The 15,197-nt window shown below is 44.9% G+C and carries 14 protein-coding genes; 5 read left to right on the forward strand and 9 right to left on the reverse strand.

Going from position 1 to position 15,197, the window contains the following annotated elements; genetic code table 11:
- The first annotated feature begins 73 nt into the window (after positions 1-73).
- Positions 74-1,036 (forward strand): SIMPL domain-containing protein, encoded by a 963-nt coding sequence (locus LKO26_RS03140; RefSeq protein ID WP_227586383.1) that lies wholly within the window; start codon positions 74-76, stop codon positions 1,034-1,036.
- Between the two features lie 94 nt (positions 1,037-1,130).
- Complete coding sequence (locus LKO26_RS03145; protein ID WP_227586384.1) at positions 1,131-2,339, forward strand: vWA domain-containing protein; 1,209 nt, start codon at positions 1,131-1,133, stop codon at positions 2,337-2,339.
- Positions 2,340-2,474: 135 nt separating this feature from the next.
- Here the strand turns inward: LKO26_RS03145 and LKO26_RS03150 are convergent, their stop codons facing one another.
- Entirely contained in the window at positions 2,475-2,804 is a 330-nt protein-coding gene (locus LKO26_RS03150) for a single-stranded DNA-binding protein (RefSeq protein WP_227586271.1), read from the reverse strand.
- Positions 2,805-3,371: 567 nt separating this feature from the next.
- Between LKO26_RS03150 and LKO26_RS12795 the strand changes: the two genes are divergently transcribed.
- Both LKO26_RS12795 and LKO26_RS03160 read left to right on the forward strand, forming a co-directional pair.
- The gene (locus LKO26_RS12795) at positions 3,372-3,680 is read left to right on the forward strand and encodes a transposase (RefSeq protein ID WP_227586464.1); all 309 of its coding nucleotides are present in this window, start codon (positions 3,372-3,374) and stop codon (positions 3,678-3,680) included.
- On the forward strand, positions 3,661-3,879 hold the full coding sequence (locus LKO26_RS03160; protein ID WP_227586385.1) for a DUF2314 domain-containing protein: 219 nt from the start codon (positions 3,661-3,663) through the stop codon (positions 3,877-3,879). The genes LKO26_RS12795 and LKO26_RS03160 overlap by 20 nt, the downstream gene beginning before the upstream one ends.
- A 40-nt stretch (positions 3,880-3,919) precedes the next feature.
- Here LKO26_RS03160 and LKO26_RS03165 read toward each other — a convergent pair whose 3' ends face one another.
- From LKO26_RS03165 to LKO26_RS03200, 8 genes are all read right to left on the reverse strand, one after another.
- Positions 3,920-4,342, reverse strand: coding sequence for a DUF1801 domain-containing protein (locus LKO26_RS03165; protein WP_227586386.1), 423 nt, complete (start codon positions 4,340-4,342; stop codon positions 3,920-3,922).
- A gap of 27 nt (positions 4,343-4,369) precedes the next feature.
- Positions 4,370-5,704: a cbb3-type cytochrome c oxidase subunit I gene (locus LKO26_RS03170; protein ID WP_227586387.1), complete on the reverse strand. Its 1,335-nt coding sequence runs from the start codon at positions 5,702-5,704 to the stop codon at positions 4,370-4,372.
- The gene (locus LKO26_RS03175; RefSeq protein ID WP_227586388.1) at positions 5,664-6,080 is read right to left on the reverse strand and encodes a c-type cytochrome; all 417 of its coding nucleotides are present in this window, start codon (positions 6,078-6,080) and stop codon (positions 5,664-5,666) included. The genes LKO26_RS03170 and LKO26_RS03175 overlap by 41 nt, the downstream gene beginning before the upstream one ends.
- A 242-nt stretch (positions 6,081-6,322) precedes the next feature.
- On the reverse strand, positions 6,323-9,502 hold the full coding sequence (carB, locus tag LKO26_RS03180; RefSeq protein WP_227586389.1) for a carbamoyl-phosphate synthase large subunit: 3,180 nt from the start codon (positions 9,500-9,502) through the stop codon (positions 6,323-6,325).
- Between the two features lie 81 nt (positions 9,503-9,583).
- Complete coding sequence (locus tag LKO26_RS03185) at positions 9,584-9,928, reverse strand: four helix bundle protein (RefSeq protein WP_227586390.1); 345 nt, start codon at positions 9,926-9,928, stop codon at positions 9,584-9,586.
- Between the two features lie 102 nt (positions 9,929-10,030).
- Positions 10,031-11,110, reverse strand: coding sequence for a carbamoyl phosphate synthase small subunit (locus LKO26_RS03190; RefSeq protein WP_227586391.1), 1,080 nt, complete (start codon positions 11,108-11,110; stop codon positions 10,031-10,033).
- Positions 11,111-11,191: 81 nt separating this feature from the next.
- Entirely contained in the window at positions 11,192-12,082 is an 891-nt protein-coding gene (locus tag LKO26_RS03195; protein WP_227586392.1) for an aspartate carbamoyltransferase catalytic subunit, read from the reverse strand.
- A gap of 239 nt (positions 12,083-12,321) precedes the next feature.
- Entirely contained in the window at positions 12,322-12,993 is a 672-nt protein-coding gene (locus tag LKO26_RS03200) for a YceI family protein (protein ID WP_227586393.1), read from the reverse strand.
- Between the two features lie 278 nt (positions 12,994-13,271).
- Here LKO26_RS03200 and acs point away from each other — a divergent pair, with 278 nt between their 5' ends.
- The gene (gene acs / locus LKO26_RS03205) at positions 13,272-15,179 is read left to right on the forward strand and encodes an acetate--CoA ligase (RefSeq protein ID WP_227586394.1); all 1,908 of its coding nucleotides are present in this window, start codon (positions 13,272-13,274) and stop codon (positions 15,177-15,179) included.
- Positions 15,180-15,197 lie beyond the last annotated feature (18 nt).

Here is a 15,197-nt window from a genome sequence, read left to right on the forward strand (position 1 = left end):
CGTGATTCACCAAGTTGTGCCGGGTACAGGCGTCTTTAAATCATAGGTTTGTACCATTAATCCAATAAATTTCATGAAAAACTCATTAATCATCCTCACGTTCTTAGGTTTTACGGGAAGCTTTGCTGCCCAGATATCGGGCAACATCAATTACAAAGGCAATGCAAACTACAGTTCACCACCCGTTCCTGCCGGTAATGTACTGAATACGCCCCATCCCAATCAGAATGAAATCCTGATATCGGTAAAAGGAATGGCCAATGTAAAAGCAGATGCTTACGTGGCGGTATTCAGTGTGACCCAGGCCGCAAAAACCCAGGAAGAAGCCAACCGGCTCATTAACGAGCGGATAGGAAAAGCGCTGGAAACCCTTAAGAATAAACCCGGAGTGCAGACCTATGTGGACATGATTTCATTTGTTCCCACCTACGAATTTGAAGTGCAGAAGAAAATCTTCAGCAGAAAAACCTATAATGAGATCCCCGCAGGATTTGAGCTGAAGAAAAACATCCATATTAAATTTACCAATCCGCTTCTGATGGATGAATTCGTAGAAAAAATGGCCGATAATGAAATATATGATCTGGTTAAAGTTGATTATTATGCAGCAGAACTGGAGCAGATTAAAAAGAACCTGGCCAGCCGGGCTGCCGCTCTGGTGCTGGAAAAACTGAAAAATGCAGAACTTCTTACCGGAAAAAGTTTCAGTAGTGAAGACCGGTCTTTCAGCGAGCAGTATCAGGTTTTTCTTCCCACCGAGATGTATAAATCCTATCAGGCTTATCAAAGCAACTCACTGCAGCTCACCCGGCCTTCAAATGTAAATACTGAAACCAAAACCACTACCCTTTTTTACCAGCCGGTTCTGGCCAAGGAGTTTGATTTTGTAGTCAATCCTGTGGTTCTGGAACCCGTTATTCAGGTTTTATATGAAGTAAAAATATCTGTGATTCGGAAAAAGGAGTCCAAATCAGACAAACAATACTTCATTCTGACTCCCGCGGGCGAACTGAAAAATATATCCATCCAACCATAAAGACCATTCAGCCGGTGAAAATGCCTGTTCACCAAGTTTACCAAAATCGCACCGGTGATGACCTTAACTTTACACTCATCTAAAATCAACTGATATGAAAACGAAAATCCTCATCCACAGCAGCCTGATTGCAGCAGGCATTGCCTCATTTGCATTTACCGGCATTCTTCCGGAGAAAAATTCAGATTCCGCAGCTGTGCGGGAAACTGTTTCACTTGCGACCACACCACTTCAGAGCGAGAAATTACCGGCAGAATTGTCCGAAAACACCGTACAGGTAGCATTGTTACTGGATACTTCCAACTCCATGGACGGCCTTATAGAACAGGCAAAATCCCGCTTATGGAATATTGTCAATACGCTTTCCACACTGAAATTTGAAGGAAAAACACCCCGAATTGAAATTGCCCTCTATGAATATGGCAATGACGGGCTGGATCAGAAACACTGGGTACGCAAAGTGACACCGCTCACGCAGGATCTGGATCTGATTTCAGAAAAACTGTTCTCCCTGCGCACCAACGGTGGAACCGAATATTGCGGTGCTGTAATCAAAGATGCCGTATCTGCGCTGGACTGGAACGGCAACAGCAAAGCAATGAAACTCATCTACATTGCCGGCAACGAGGCCTTTAACCAGGAAGGCGTGAATTACAAAACCGCCATTTCTGCGGCCCGGGAACAGCAGATTTTCGTCAACACCATTTTCTGCGGCAACCGCCGGGAAGGGATTGAAACCCACTGGCAAGACGGTGCCCAACGGGGTGGCGGCCAATATTTCAATATTGATTCTGACCGCAAAGTGATTTTTATAGAAACGCCGTATGACATCCGCATTTCTGAGCTGAACAGTAAACTGAATGACACCTATGTGAGCTACGGCAGAATGGGCGAAATGAAGAAAATGTCCCAGCACCGTGAAGATGCAAACGCCGCTTCCTACTCCCGCGCCAATGCGGTGGAGCGGTCCATCTCAAAATCGAAAAAGGAGGCCTACCGGGCAGATTCCTGGGATCTGGTGGACAAAGTGGAGCGTGATAAAAATTATATTCAGCAGATGAAAGCGGAAGATATTCCTGCAGAAATGAAGGGTAAATCCAAAGAAGAAATCGCCAAAATTATAGAAACCAAATCCCGTGAACGAAGCAAAATCCAGAAAGACATTGCAGATCTGGCATTGCAGCGTCAGGCGTACATGGACTCAGAGCTGAAAAAACGCGGCGAAAACACCGGCGATGATTTGGGAAAAGCCATTGAAAAATCCATCCATGAACTGGCAAAGGTAAAGGGATTCAGCTTTTGAAACCCGGACAGATGCTGATGGAACCACGGCGTGATACATATTTGGGAATACCCCTTATCAATTCTTAACCATCCTTTAATTATTGTTTAAAAACCACAGCCGGCGGCAGTTTTGCACGCCGGCTGCGGGATTTATTTACTTGCTGCCCAGGAGCACCAGTTCATCTACCCGGATTTCTGTAAGGTAAAGTTTCTGACCGTCCTTTTCATAGCTGCGGTAGGTCAGCTTGCCTTCTACGGCGATTTCCTTACCTTTTTGCACGTACTTCTGCATGATCTCTGCGGTTTTACCAAACGCCACCAAGGTGTGCCATTGGGTCTCCTCTACTTTCTCGCCTTTGGCGTTGGTGTAGAAATCATTGGTGGCCAGCGTAACGCTTGCTTTCATTCCTCCGTTTTCGAAATTGAAAACTTCTACTTCTTTTCCTGTGTGCCCTATCAGGGTCACTCTGTTTCTTAATGACATGACTTTAAAATTTAAATGTTAGACTCAGATCCGAGACGCACTGTTTTTCTCAAATCTCTGCTGCAAAGGTTCAACAACCGGAGAAAAATAGTCGGTAGAAAAACATTTAATACCGTTTGTAGTCGTTTGAAAACGGATAAAGAAGTATAAAACAACTATTTGCTATGTGAAATAAATCCAACTTCACAAAGTTATTTGGTCAATGGTTCACCGGGAAGAAATTTGTATTCTTGTATGGGTGTTGGGTCATACCAATTTTGTACTGACAGATTGCTTGCATTTTGCGGAATGGCTACTGATAAAGCGTTTCTGGCATGATAACACAGAAGTATATCGCCCTTTCAGGGCTTGGTTTCGTGGCGTTGCCACTTCATAGGGCTACACCCTATGTTAGTGAATACTGCCCTTTCAGGGCTGTACGATGGCAGCCCTGAAAGGATGAGGCGGTAACGCCCCCCGCTAAAATGAAATCATCATCTGAAAAAAGCCCCGCTGGGGCGAGATATGCTAACGATGGGTGATACCCATCGAAAGAACAAGCCCCGAAGGGGCGGAATACAAAAACATATGGGACAGTCGCTCGTAAAAAATTACATACACCTCGTATTCAGCACCAAACATCGTGCGCCGCTGATACATTCACCTATAGAGGCAGAACTGCACGCCTATCTCGGTGGTATTTGCAATAAACTCGAATACACGGTTATCAAGGTAGGCGGCTACACCGACCATATCCACATTCTCTGTATGCTTTCCAAAAAGATAGCCCTGATGAAACTGTTGGAAGAACTAAAATCACATTCCTACAAATGGATAAAGACTAAAGGAACAGGCTACGAAAACTTTTATTGGCAAGATGGTTACGGTAGACAATAATCCCATCTCCACACAGGAAGTACGGTTGGGAGATACCATAGAAATACGGTTTCAGGATATCACCGATTGGATGTTTTTTGATAAGGACATCGTGAGAGGTGCCTACACCTCAAAAGTGCTGAGGAAAAGAATGAGCCCCGAAGAGAGATTGAAAATGAACCAGGAAAGTGGAATGATATTCGAAAACGAACATGAATAATCATGAACGCTTTATCCCCCTACACCTTGAAATCAAATCTCTAATCCGGATACTTGCGGGCAGTTTCTGCCAGGGAATGGCTGATGAGCTCCTCCAGAACACTGAGATCCAAATCCGAGAGTTTTTTGAAATAGATGCAGGCCCCCTGCCCCATTTTGATTTTGCCCAGACGTGAGATCAGAGCTTCTTCCACCTCACTGTCGCAATGTAACACGTAGAGCGAAAAAGCAGATTTACCGGGCGAAAAACCAATTTTGCACATGGTGCCCTCGCGGCCGCTGGCATATTTGTAGTGATAGCTGCCAAAGCCAATAATGGACGGGCCCCACATGGTAGCCGGCTCACCACTGAGCCGCTCCATGATGCGGATAAGCTGAAAGGAATCATCGGTCTTCCGGGGATCTGACTCCCGCACGAAATCCTCAACAGAAACAGCAGTGGGCTGTGTTTTATTTTGTGACATAGTACTCTTTTGGACAAAGATACACATTCAGGAAAAATCCTCCTCTGCCCGGTGATACCTGACGATTTTCCGGATGATGATGCCCAACGCTGCGGCCACGCCCACACCACCGGCCAGAAAAATCAGGAAAGCAGGTTTCAGGGTGCTCATCATTACGGCAAAAGGAATGTCGGGATGATGCATCTGCCAGATGGCTTTCAGCACTCCCGCCGTGAGCAAAGCAATCCAGAACACCAACAGCGAAATATTCACCGCATAAAATGCAAAATTAAACCTGCTGGCCGAGATTCTGTTTTTTAGGGGAAACAGATCAAACATAAACGCGAGAATCAGAAAGGAATTAATGCCTATGGTAGCCCCCATGGTATGAGCCACTGTAATATGGGTTCCGTGCGTATAAGCGTTAATAGCAGGCACAGACATCATGATGGCGACCACCAGAGTGAGAAGAATCCACACATCAGCCGCCAGCAGAAAACGGTAAGAAAAGAGGTGGTAGTGCTTCCTTGCAGTGGTTAAAGACGACTTCCACAGCCATATAATTCTTCCTAAAAGTATCAGCTCCGTCATGCTTACTCCGTAGCTAATGTATTGCACAAATTGGGGTGTGGGCAAGGTATAAATATGATGTCCCCAGTTGAACATCAGATTGAATAACCCCAGGAAATACAGCGCAAAACCGATGCGGGAATAGCTGTATTTTTCGTGACCGCTTATTTTGTCCATTAGGTAGATGCTGCTGCCATAAATAAGCTGATTCCAGCAACCCACCATGGAGCCGTAAGACTTCCACTGTATGGTCATATCATGCACAATATCTGACCGGAAATAAGGGATGAGCCAAAGATATGATTCCACAAAGGTGAAAAGGAAAAACGCAGCTCCCGTCATCCACATCCACATATAGACGGGCAGTTTTCTGAAACTCCCGACGGAGCGGAACACATTGATCATGAAAAAAATCCAGCTCAGTCCCACAGGAATGGCCAGAAAGGGATGAAACTCCCAATATTCACGGCCCCCGAAAATCCCCAGAACATAGGTTGCCAGTACGACGAGAATGGTGGCAGCGAAAAGATAAAACTGAATGTTCATTAACCTTACCGAGAATATTCTTTTGCCATTGCGCTGGGGCAGATAAGCATATACTGCACCCATAGCCGAAAAAATAATCCAGAATACGGCAGAGGTAACATGCAATGGCCGCACTTTTTCAAAGGAAAGTTGCGCTTTCAGCAAACCCGGAACCACATACTGTAAAGCACCGGTAAGTCCGAAAATCAATGTACTGCCCAGAAGAAACAGGGCGAAAAGGAAGAATTTATTTGCCGGCGGATTCCGGCTGACCAATGGTTCCATCATGATATATTTTGAGTTGGTGAGGCCTTCCGGTTCCGGATTGATCTATGTGCTGCAGGTAACGGATCAGATGTTCCATTTCATTTTCGGACAGCTGAAAGTCCGGCATCACCCGGGTACCTGACCGTAGAAATGCTTTGATATAATCCGCTCCTTTTTCAGAATAGGTATTGGTGAGATCCGGACCCAGATAGCCGCCCAATCCATAAATCTGATGACAGGCAATACAGTTTTTGTCCTGCCACACTTTTTTTCCATGGTCTGCAGATGCTCCTGCCTCCACCGTAGAGTCCGTGCCGAGGTGGTACAGATAAAAACTATAGCCCAAGAAAAGCACACACAATGTCCCGAAGATTCCTATTTTTCCTGCATCTTTCATAAGATGATTTTGAGGAACAAATGTAACAAGAAGTTTTAAAACGGACAAATTTATCCGATTCAAAAATAAAGAAAAATATTTCCGGAAAATGTCGTACAAAATAACCCGGAAAGCCGGACGAATTTGCTGTTATCAACATTGAAAAACACAAAAAACCCCGAAAGTTTAAAAACCTTCGGGGCCCGGATAAAATTCCCTTTCACTTTTACTTTACCCTATATTGTATAATGCAGTTTCCTGCTTTACATGGTTTCCATTTTGAAACTCATGCTTTCTATTACTTTCAGAATGGCTTCTACAGTATCCATAGACGTGAGGCACGGCACCCCGTTTTCCACACTCATTCTCCGGATCTGGAAGCCGTCTCTTTCGGCTTGTTTGCCTTTGGTAGTGGTATTCACCACATACTGCACTTTTCCTTTCTGGATGAGGTCTATCAAGTTCTCGTCTTCCTCTCCTATTTTATAACCGATTTTGCAGGGGATTCCCTGTGCTTCAAAGAATTTCGCAGTACCTTCGGTAGCCCATATTCTGAAGCCCACCTCGTGGAATCTTGCAGCCAGTTCTGCTGCTTCCTGCTTATGCTTGTCGGCCACAGTAAAGAGTATGGAACCATGCATGGGCACTTTTCTTCCGGCGGCTACCAAACCTTTATAGAGTGCTTTTTCCAGTGTGGTATCTTTGCCCATTACCTCTCCGGTAGATTTCATTTCGGGACCCAGAGAAATGTCCACTTTGGTTAATTTGGAGAAAGAAAATACGGGTACTTTCACAAACACACCGGGTTTATTGGGCACCAGGCCGTTTTGGTAACCCAGGTCTTTCAGTTTTTCGCCCAAAATTGCCTTGGTAGCAAGATTCGCCATCGGTACGCCGGTAATTTTAGATAAAAACGGAACAGTTCTCGATGATCTCGGGTTCACTTCAATCACATATACATTGCCCTGAAACAGCACGTACTGTATGTTCATCAAGCCAATTACATTCAGCCCTTTGGCCAGTCTCTGGGTATAATCTACCAGGGTCTGAATTTCCTCCTCGGAGATATTCTGAGGCGGATAAACAGCTATGGAATCCCCGGAGTGTACGCCGGCACGTTCTATATGTTCCATAATTCCGGGAATGATTACGGTTTCGCCGTCAGAGATGGCATCAACTTCTATTTCCCTGCCTACCATATATTTATCTACCAGTACCGGATGCTCGGGGCTGGCTTCTACGGCATGTTCCATATAGTGCGCCAGTTCGGTCTCATTGTACACAATTTCCATGGCACGGCCACCCAGTACATAACTGGGTCTTACCAGCACGGGATAGCCGATTTCATTGGCAATTTTAATGGCTTCTTCTTTGGAGAATGATGTTTTACCCAGCGGCTGCGGAATGGCAAGTTCCTGCAATGCTTTTTCAAATTTGTCCCGGTTTTCGGCACGGTCCAGATTTTCAAGCGTGGTTCCCAGAATCTGTACGCCGTGGGCAGCCAGTTTATCTGCAAGGTTAATGGCGGTTTGTCCGCCGAACTGTACCACGACTCCTTTCGGTTTTTCCAGTTCTATAATATTCATGACATCTTCTTCCGTAAGCGGTTCGAAGTAGAGTTTGTCTGAAATGGAGAAATCGGTAGATACGGTTTCGGGATTATTATTGATGATGATGGCTTCGTAGCCCATTTCTTTGATGGCCCATACGGAATGTACGGTAGCGTAGTCAAATTCCACTCCTTGCCCGATGCGGATAGGGCCGGATCCCAGCACGATGATTTTCTCTTTGTCCGAAACTACACTTTCGTTTTCTTCCTCGTAGGTTCCGTAGAAATATGGGGTCTCAGATTCGAACTCTGCAGCGCAGGTATCTACCATTTTAAAGACTGGCATAATGCCGTTTTGCTTTCTGAAATTGAAGACTTCCCGTTCTGAAATTTCCCAGAGTACGGCAATATTCACATCGGCAAAACCGAGTTGCTTGGCTTCTTTCAGAATTTCGGTACTGAATTTATTTTCTTTGATGGTGGTCTCGAAGTCAATCAGTTTTTTGATTTTCCAAATGAAGAATTTATCAATTTTACTCCATTCCACAATCTGCTCCCAGTCATACCCTCTGCGCAGTGCATCGCCGATGATGAAGAGCCTTTCGTCATCACATACTTTAATTCTTCTTTCTATATCGGCATCAGTAAGGGCTTCTGCCTGTTTGGTTTTCAAACCGATATGTTTAATGCCGGTTTCCAGTGAGCGAATAGCTTTGTTCAGAGATTCTTCCAGATTTCTGCCAATGGCCATCACCTCACCCGTGGCTTTCATCTGGGTAGAAAGGCGGCGGTCTGCAGTTTCAAATTTATCAAACGGGAATCTCGGAAATTTGGTCACTACATAATCCAGTGCCGGTTCAAAGCAGGCATAGGTTTTCCCGGTAACCGGATTCATAATTTCATCCAGTGTAAGTCCCACAGCAATCTTTGCGGCAATTTTGGCAATGGGATATCCGGTCGCTTTACTGGCCAGTGCAGACGAGCGCGAAACCCTTGGATTGACTTCAATGATATAATAGTCAAATGAATGCGGATCCAGTGCCAGCTGTACATTACAACCTCCTTCTATTCCCAGGGCACGGATAATTTTCAGTGAAGCGTTTCTCAGGAGCTGATATTCCCGGTCCGAAAGGGTTTGTGAAGGCGCCACTACAATGGAATCTCCGGTATGAACGCCCACCGGATCTATATTTTCCATATTACACACCACAATGGCGTTATCGGCAGCATCGCGCATCACCTCGTATTCAATTTCCTTGAATCCGGCAATGGATTTTTCAATAAGACACTGGGTTACAGGAGAATATTTCAGACCGAGTTCGGTAATTTCTTTCAGTTCTGCTTCGGTAGCGGCAATTCCGCCACCGGTTCCGCCCATGGTAAAGGCCGGACGAACAATTACAGGATACCCGATTTCATTGGCAAAATTCAATGCACCTTCCACGGTATTTACAATATCAGATTCCGGCACCGGTTCATTCAGTTCACGCATGAGCTCACGGAAAAGGTCGCGGTCTTCAGCCCTGTTGATGGCCGAAAGCTTGGTTCCCAGCACTTCCACTTTGCATTCTTCCAGAATTCCGGAGTTTTCCAGTTCCACGGCCATGTTCAGTCCGGTTTGTCCACCCAGTGTAGGCAGCAGCGCATCCGGTCTTTCCTTGCGGATGATATGGCTTACAAACTGAAGTGAGATGGGTTCAATATACACTTTATCGGCAATTTCCACATCGGTCATGATGGTGGCCGGGTTGGAGTTGATGAGTATGACCCGGTAGCCCTCTTCTTTCAGGGAGAGACAAGCCTGTGTGCCTGCATAGTCGAACTCTGCAGCCTGCCCGATGATGATGGGCCCGGAGCCGATTACGAGAATAGTTTTTATATCGTTTCTTTTCATTTCTATTTTAAGACTATCAGATATCAGAAGTAAGATATCAGATGATTAATATATTAAATTTGATAAGGGAGTTCTGCTAACTCAAACCATTTCTAAATTGTACAACATCCGTTGAATCTCGTTGATTAGTGATATCAAAGGATTTATATCTGCTTCCGGAATTAAACCCAATTCTCTTGTCAGAATAAGTTGTGTCTGAAGTTCAAAACTGGACCCATTGGCAATACCTAAAAAGTGAGAAAATTCCTTATTGCTGTTTCTGCCGGCACCTTCTGCAATATTAGAGGCAATAGAAACCACAGATCTCTTTAGTTGAGAAATCAAACCAAATTTCTCATCTGCAGGCAGTTGCAGGCAAAGAAGATAGATTCCTTTCGCAAGATCAATAGATTTCTGCCAAAAAATCAATTTTTCGAAATTGTGCATCTTATTTTCGTTTTTTGATTCGTGTAACTTTATTTCCAGAATTCAGACAACATCTGCAATCTGATATCTGTAATCTGACATCTGATATCTCACATCCGGCATCTAAGACCTTCCCTTCCACGCTCCCATCATCTCTATGAAATCATCAAAGAGGTAGTTGGTATCTTCCGGGCCGGGGCTGGCTTCGGGGTGATACTGCACAGAGAAGCAAGGGTGAATTTTATGTTTTACACCTTCGTTGGTTCTGTCGTTCAGGGCAATGTGTGTTTCTTCCAGATCCGTATTTTTCAGGGATTCCTGATCTACGGCATAGCCGTGATTCTGGGAGGTAATGTCTACCCGGTTGCGCTTCAGATCCAGAACCGGATGGTTACCACCACGGTGTCCGAATTTCAGTTTATAGGTTGTAGCACCACAGGCCAGTGAAATCAGCTGGTGTCCCAGGCAGATTCCGAAAATTGGAACTTTCCCCAGTAAGGTCCGGATCATTTCCAGCGCCTGCGGATTATCCTGCGGATCGCCGGGGCCGTTGGAGAGCATAATTCCATCAGGATCCATCAGCATAATTTCTTCCGCAGTGGTATCGTGTGATACAACAATGATGTCACAATTTCGCTGAGAAAGTTCGCGGATAATGCCCAGTTTAGCACCGAAATCTACCAAAACCACTTTAAATCCCCGTCCCGGATTGGCATATGCTGTTTTGGTGGACACCTGCGCAACCTGGTTTTTGTGGAGTTCCAGTCCTTGCAATTCAGTGATGACCTGCTGCTCATCAGCATCGGCACTTACAATTTTTCCTTTTACCACTCCGGCATTACGCAGCAGTCTGGTAAGGCGTCTGGTATCTATTCCGGAAATTCCGGATAGGTTTTTCTTTTTAAAAAGCTCATCCAGCGTCATCTGGCTTCTGAAATTGGAAGGCAGATCGCAGATTTCCTTCACAATCAACCCTTTTATGGCAGGCTCAATGCTTTCGTAATCGTCGCGGTTGATTCCGTAGTTGCCAATCAGCGGGTAGGTCATGCACACCATCTGCCCGCAGTATGAGGGATCTGAAATCAGTTCCTGATAACCGGTCATCCCGGTGTTGAACACTACTTCGCCGGTGGTTTCCTGGTCTGCCCCGAAGGCTTTTCCGTAAAAAACTTCACCTGATTCTAATATTAATTTCTTTCTCATTTTTCTTTCCTGAAGATGGGTACAAAGTGCTATACCTCAAATTTATGGCGGCAATCCGCTGTTTTTCTTTTCTGTTTAAGTTTATTCAAACGTGAATCCCTGCTGCTCCAGCGCATCCTTCAGGATGGCCATGCGTGCAAAAACGCCGTTCTGCATTTGTTTGAAAATTCGGGACCGCTTGCACTCTACCAGATCAGAATCAATCTCTACCCCTCTGTTAATGGGTGCCGGATGCATGATGATGGCACCGGGTTTCATAGCTTGCTCTCTCTCTTTGGTAAGACCATATTTTTTGTGATACTGATCCAGGGAGATTTTCATTTTTTCACCGTGTCTTTCATGCTGAATTCTGAGCAGCATGAGTACATCCACCTCCTTCACCATATCGTCCAGTGAGAGGTAGGTTCCGTTTATCAGCGTGCCTTCATCAAACCATTTGGATGGACCCGAAAAATATACTTTGGCTCCCAGTTTCCGCAGTGCTTCTGCATTGGAATTGGCCACCCGGCTGTGCTTTACATCTCCTACAATGCCTATTTTCAACCCTTTGAATTCTCCGAATTCCTGATGGATGGTCATCAGATCCAGCAGACACTGAGACGGGTGATTGCCGGTACCATCTCCACCATTGATTACGGGGATGCTGATGTCCTTCAGTTCCTTGTAATAGCGGTCTTTATTATGACGGATTACTACCAGGTTTACGCCCAGGCTTTCCAGTGTTTTCACGGTATCATACAGAGATTCACCTTTATTCACAGAACTTGCATTAATATCAAAAGGAACAACCTGCAATCCCAGTTTTCGCTGAGCGATGTCAAAGCTGGTTTTGGTACGGGTACTGTTTTCAAAAAACAGATTGGAAACAAAGATTTCATCCTTTGCTTTACATGATTTCCCCTGGGAAAAATCCTGTGCCATCTGAAGCAGTTCTACAATTTTTTTTGGGTTTAAATCTGTGATTGTGAGCATAATTATTCGTTTGTGTTCAAAAAAAAACGAAGCCAAAATAGCTTCGTTAAATTAAAAAAATATGGTGATCATCGGCAAACTTGCCAGCGTGTAAATCGTCAAATGGAAGTTGTCTTTTCATTGGCTGCAAAGATACATCTTTTTTTGATTTGGGAAAAAGATTTTCTGGGAAAATTTACTATAAATAAAAACGCACATTTCCGGAGAAATGTGCGCGGTATGTAGAAATACAACAGAGATTATTTTACTGCAGCTACAGAAGCTTTCAGTTTAATCTCGTCATTGATTACTTTATCTGCTGCCAGGTCAGCAATCACTGTACCTGAGTTGTGATTTACCCCCCATTTTGTTCTGTCTATGGTGAATTCATCTGTAGCCAAAGTAACTCCTGTTTCTGTTTCCGTAATGGTTGCCGGGAATTTTACTACGTCGGTTTTTCCTTTCATGGTGAAGTTACCTTCTACCATTTGCTTACCGTTTTCTTCGGTTACATTGGTAATTTCCAGTGTCGCAGTAGGATATGTCTTTACGTTAAAGAAGTGATCCTGGCTTTCTGCATCATCGCCCAGACCTTTCAGGTGACCTTCCAGTTTACCTTTCATTTCTGCATCTGTAAGATCAGTAACGGTAATAGAGTTCATGTCCAGTATCAGTGTACCCCCTACCAGTTTACCATCATTCATTACCAGATTACCTTCCTGCAGATTAATGGTTCCCAGGTGTTTGTCTCCTGAAATTTTACCACCTTCCCAGTTAATGGTTGATTCTCCTGCTTTAATGGCATAATTGGTACCCTCTGCAGCCACCACTTCTGTAGTTTCTGCTCCTTCGGCAGCAGCGGTAGTTTCTTTCTTACAAGATGTTAATGACAATGTAGCAAGCGCAAACACTGCTAAAATATTTTTTTTCATAAATAAAATTTAAATAATTTTCGCAAAGATAGTACTTTAATTTATAGATGTTCACCCATTAATTGGTATGATAGATAAAATGAATAAGCATAATGGTCTAAATTATATGCAGCGAACCGAAAAATACTTTAATTTTATAAACGCAAACTGATCTGCCACGCAACCGGATTTCCGCACAACAAATAATGCACGGGCATCTTTCGTGACGCCTGCAGGGAAATATCCGGATTACAAAAAGATCAACTGCACACTTTGACCCGTTAAAATACAATCTTATTATGAGAAATTACTATATAGATGACCTTCCGGATTACTACAAACAGTACAAAAAATCAATCAAAAATCCCAAAAAATTCTGGGATAAAATTGCCGATGAAAATTTTGTATGGTACCAGCGGTGGAGCAAGGTTGTGGAATACGACATGCAGGAAGCTCAGATCAAATGGTTTAAAAACGCCAAACTGAACATTACCAAAAACTGCATAGACCGCCATCTGAATCAGCGCGGAGACAAAACCGCCATCATATGGGAACCAAATGACCCCAAAGAAGCCGCACAACACATCACCTACAATGAACTCCATGAACGCGTGTGCAAAATGGCCAATGTACTTCGCGATCTGGGTGTACAGAAAGGCGACAGAGTCTGCATTTACCTCCCCATGATTCCTGAACTGGCCGTATCCATGCTGGCCTGTGCCAGGCTGGGCGCTGTACACTCTGTTATATTTGCAGGCTTTTCCTCCTCGGCCGTGTCTTCACGGGTAAACGATTGTGCCGCCAAAGTAATCATCTGTTCAGACGGAAGCTACCGGGGCAGTAAAGCCATAGACTTGAAAGGAATTATAGATGAAGCCACCGAAAACTGCCCTACAGTAGAAAAAGTTCTGGTCGTGAAGCGTACCGGAAGCGAAATCAACATGAAAGAAGGCCGCGATCTCTGGCTGCAACCTCTGTATGAAAAAGCACCGTCAGATTTCGTTTCAGTCATCATGGATGCAGAAGACCCGCTCTTTATCCTCTACACTTCCGGTTCTACCGGCAAACCCAAAGGTATGCTGCACACCTGTGCCGGCTATATGGTGTACACCGCCTACACCTTTAAAAATGTATTTAATTACCGTGAGAACGACATCTACTGGTGTACAGCAGACATTGGCTGGATTACAGGACACTCCTATATTCTGTATGGTCCGCTGGCCAACGGTGCTACCACCGTAATCTTTGAAGGGGTACCCACCTATCCGGAGCCGGATCGATTCTGGGAGGTAATTGAAAAGCATAAAGTGACCCAGTTCTACACCGCCCCTACAGCCATCCGGTCACTGGCCAAAGAATCTTATGAGTGGGTAGAAAAACATGATTTATCCAGCCTGCGTGTCATCGGATCTGTAGGAGAACCCATCAACGATGAAGCCTGGCACTGGTACAATGATCACGTAGGCAAGCGGAAATGCCCCATCGTAGATACGTGGTGGCAAACTGAAACCGGTGGTATTATGATTTCGCCCATCCCGTTTGTAACACCTACCAAACCTACCTATGCCACACTGCCGCTGCCGGGAATTCAGCCCGTATTGATGGATGAAAAACGGAATGAAATCACCGGAAACCAGGTAGATGGAAATCTCTGCATCCGTTTTCCGTGGCCGGGCATAGCCAGAACCATCTGGGGTGACCACCAGCGCTATAAGGAAACCTATTTCACGGCTTTCCCGGGGAAATACTTCACAGGAGACGGCGCCCTGCGGGACGAGGTGGGCTATTACCGGATTACAGGCCGTGTAGATGATGTCATCATTGTCTCCGGTCACAATCTGGGCACCGCACCTATAGAAGACAGCGTCAATCAGCATCCTGCGGTGGCAGAATCGGCCATTGTGGGTTACCCGCACGATGTGAAAGGAAGCGCCCTGTACGGCTATGTAATTCTGAAAGATACCGGTGAAGGCCGCGACCGGGACAACCTAAGAAAAGAAATCAATAACCTGATCGCTGATTCCATAGGACCCATAGCAAAGCTGGATAAAATTCAGTTTGTGCAGGCACTGCCCAAAACACGCAGCGGAAAAATCATGCGCCGTATCTTGCGGAAAATTGCAGAAGGTGATTTTGATAATTTCGGGGATACTTCTACCCTTCTGGATCCGGATGTGGTGGAAAGCATTAAAAATGAAAGAGTCTGAAACTGAAATCTTAAACCA

It is taken from the genome of Chryseobacterium sp. MFBS3-17, from assembly GCF_020687745.1.
In the GTDB taxonomy this organism is placed as follows: domain Bacteria; phylum Bacteroidota; class Bacteroidia; order Flavobacteriales; family Weeksellaceae; genus Marnyiella.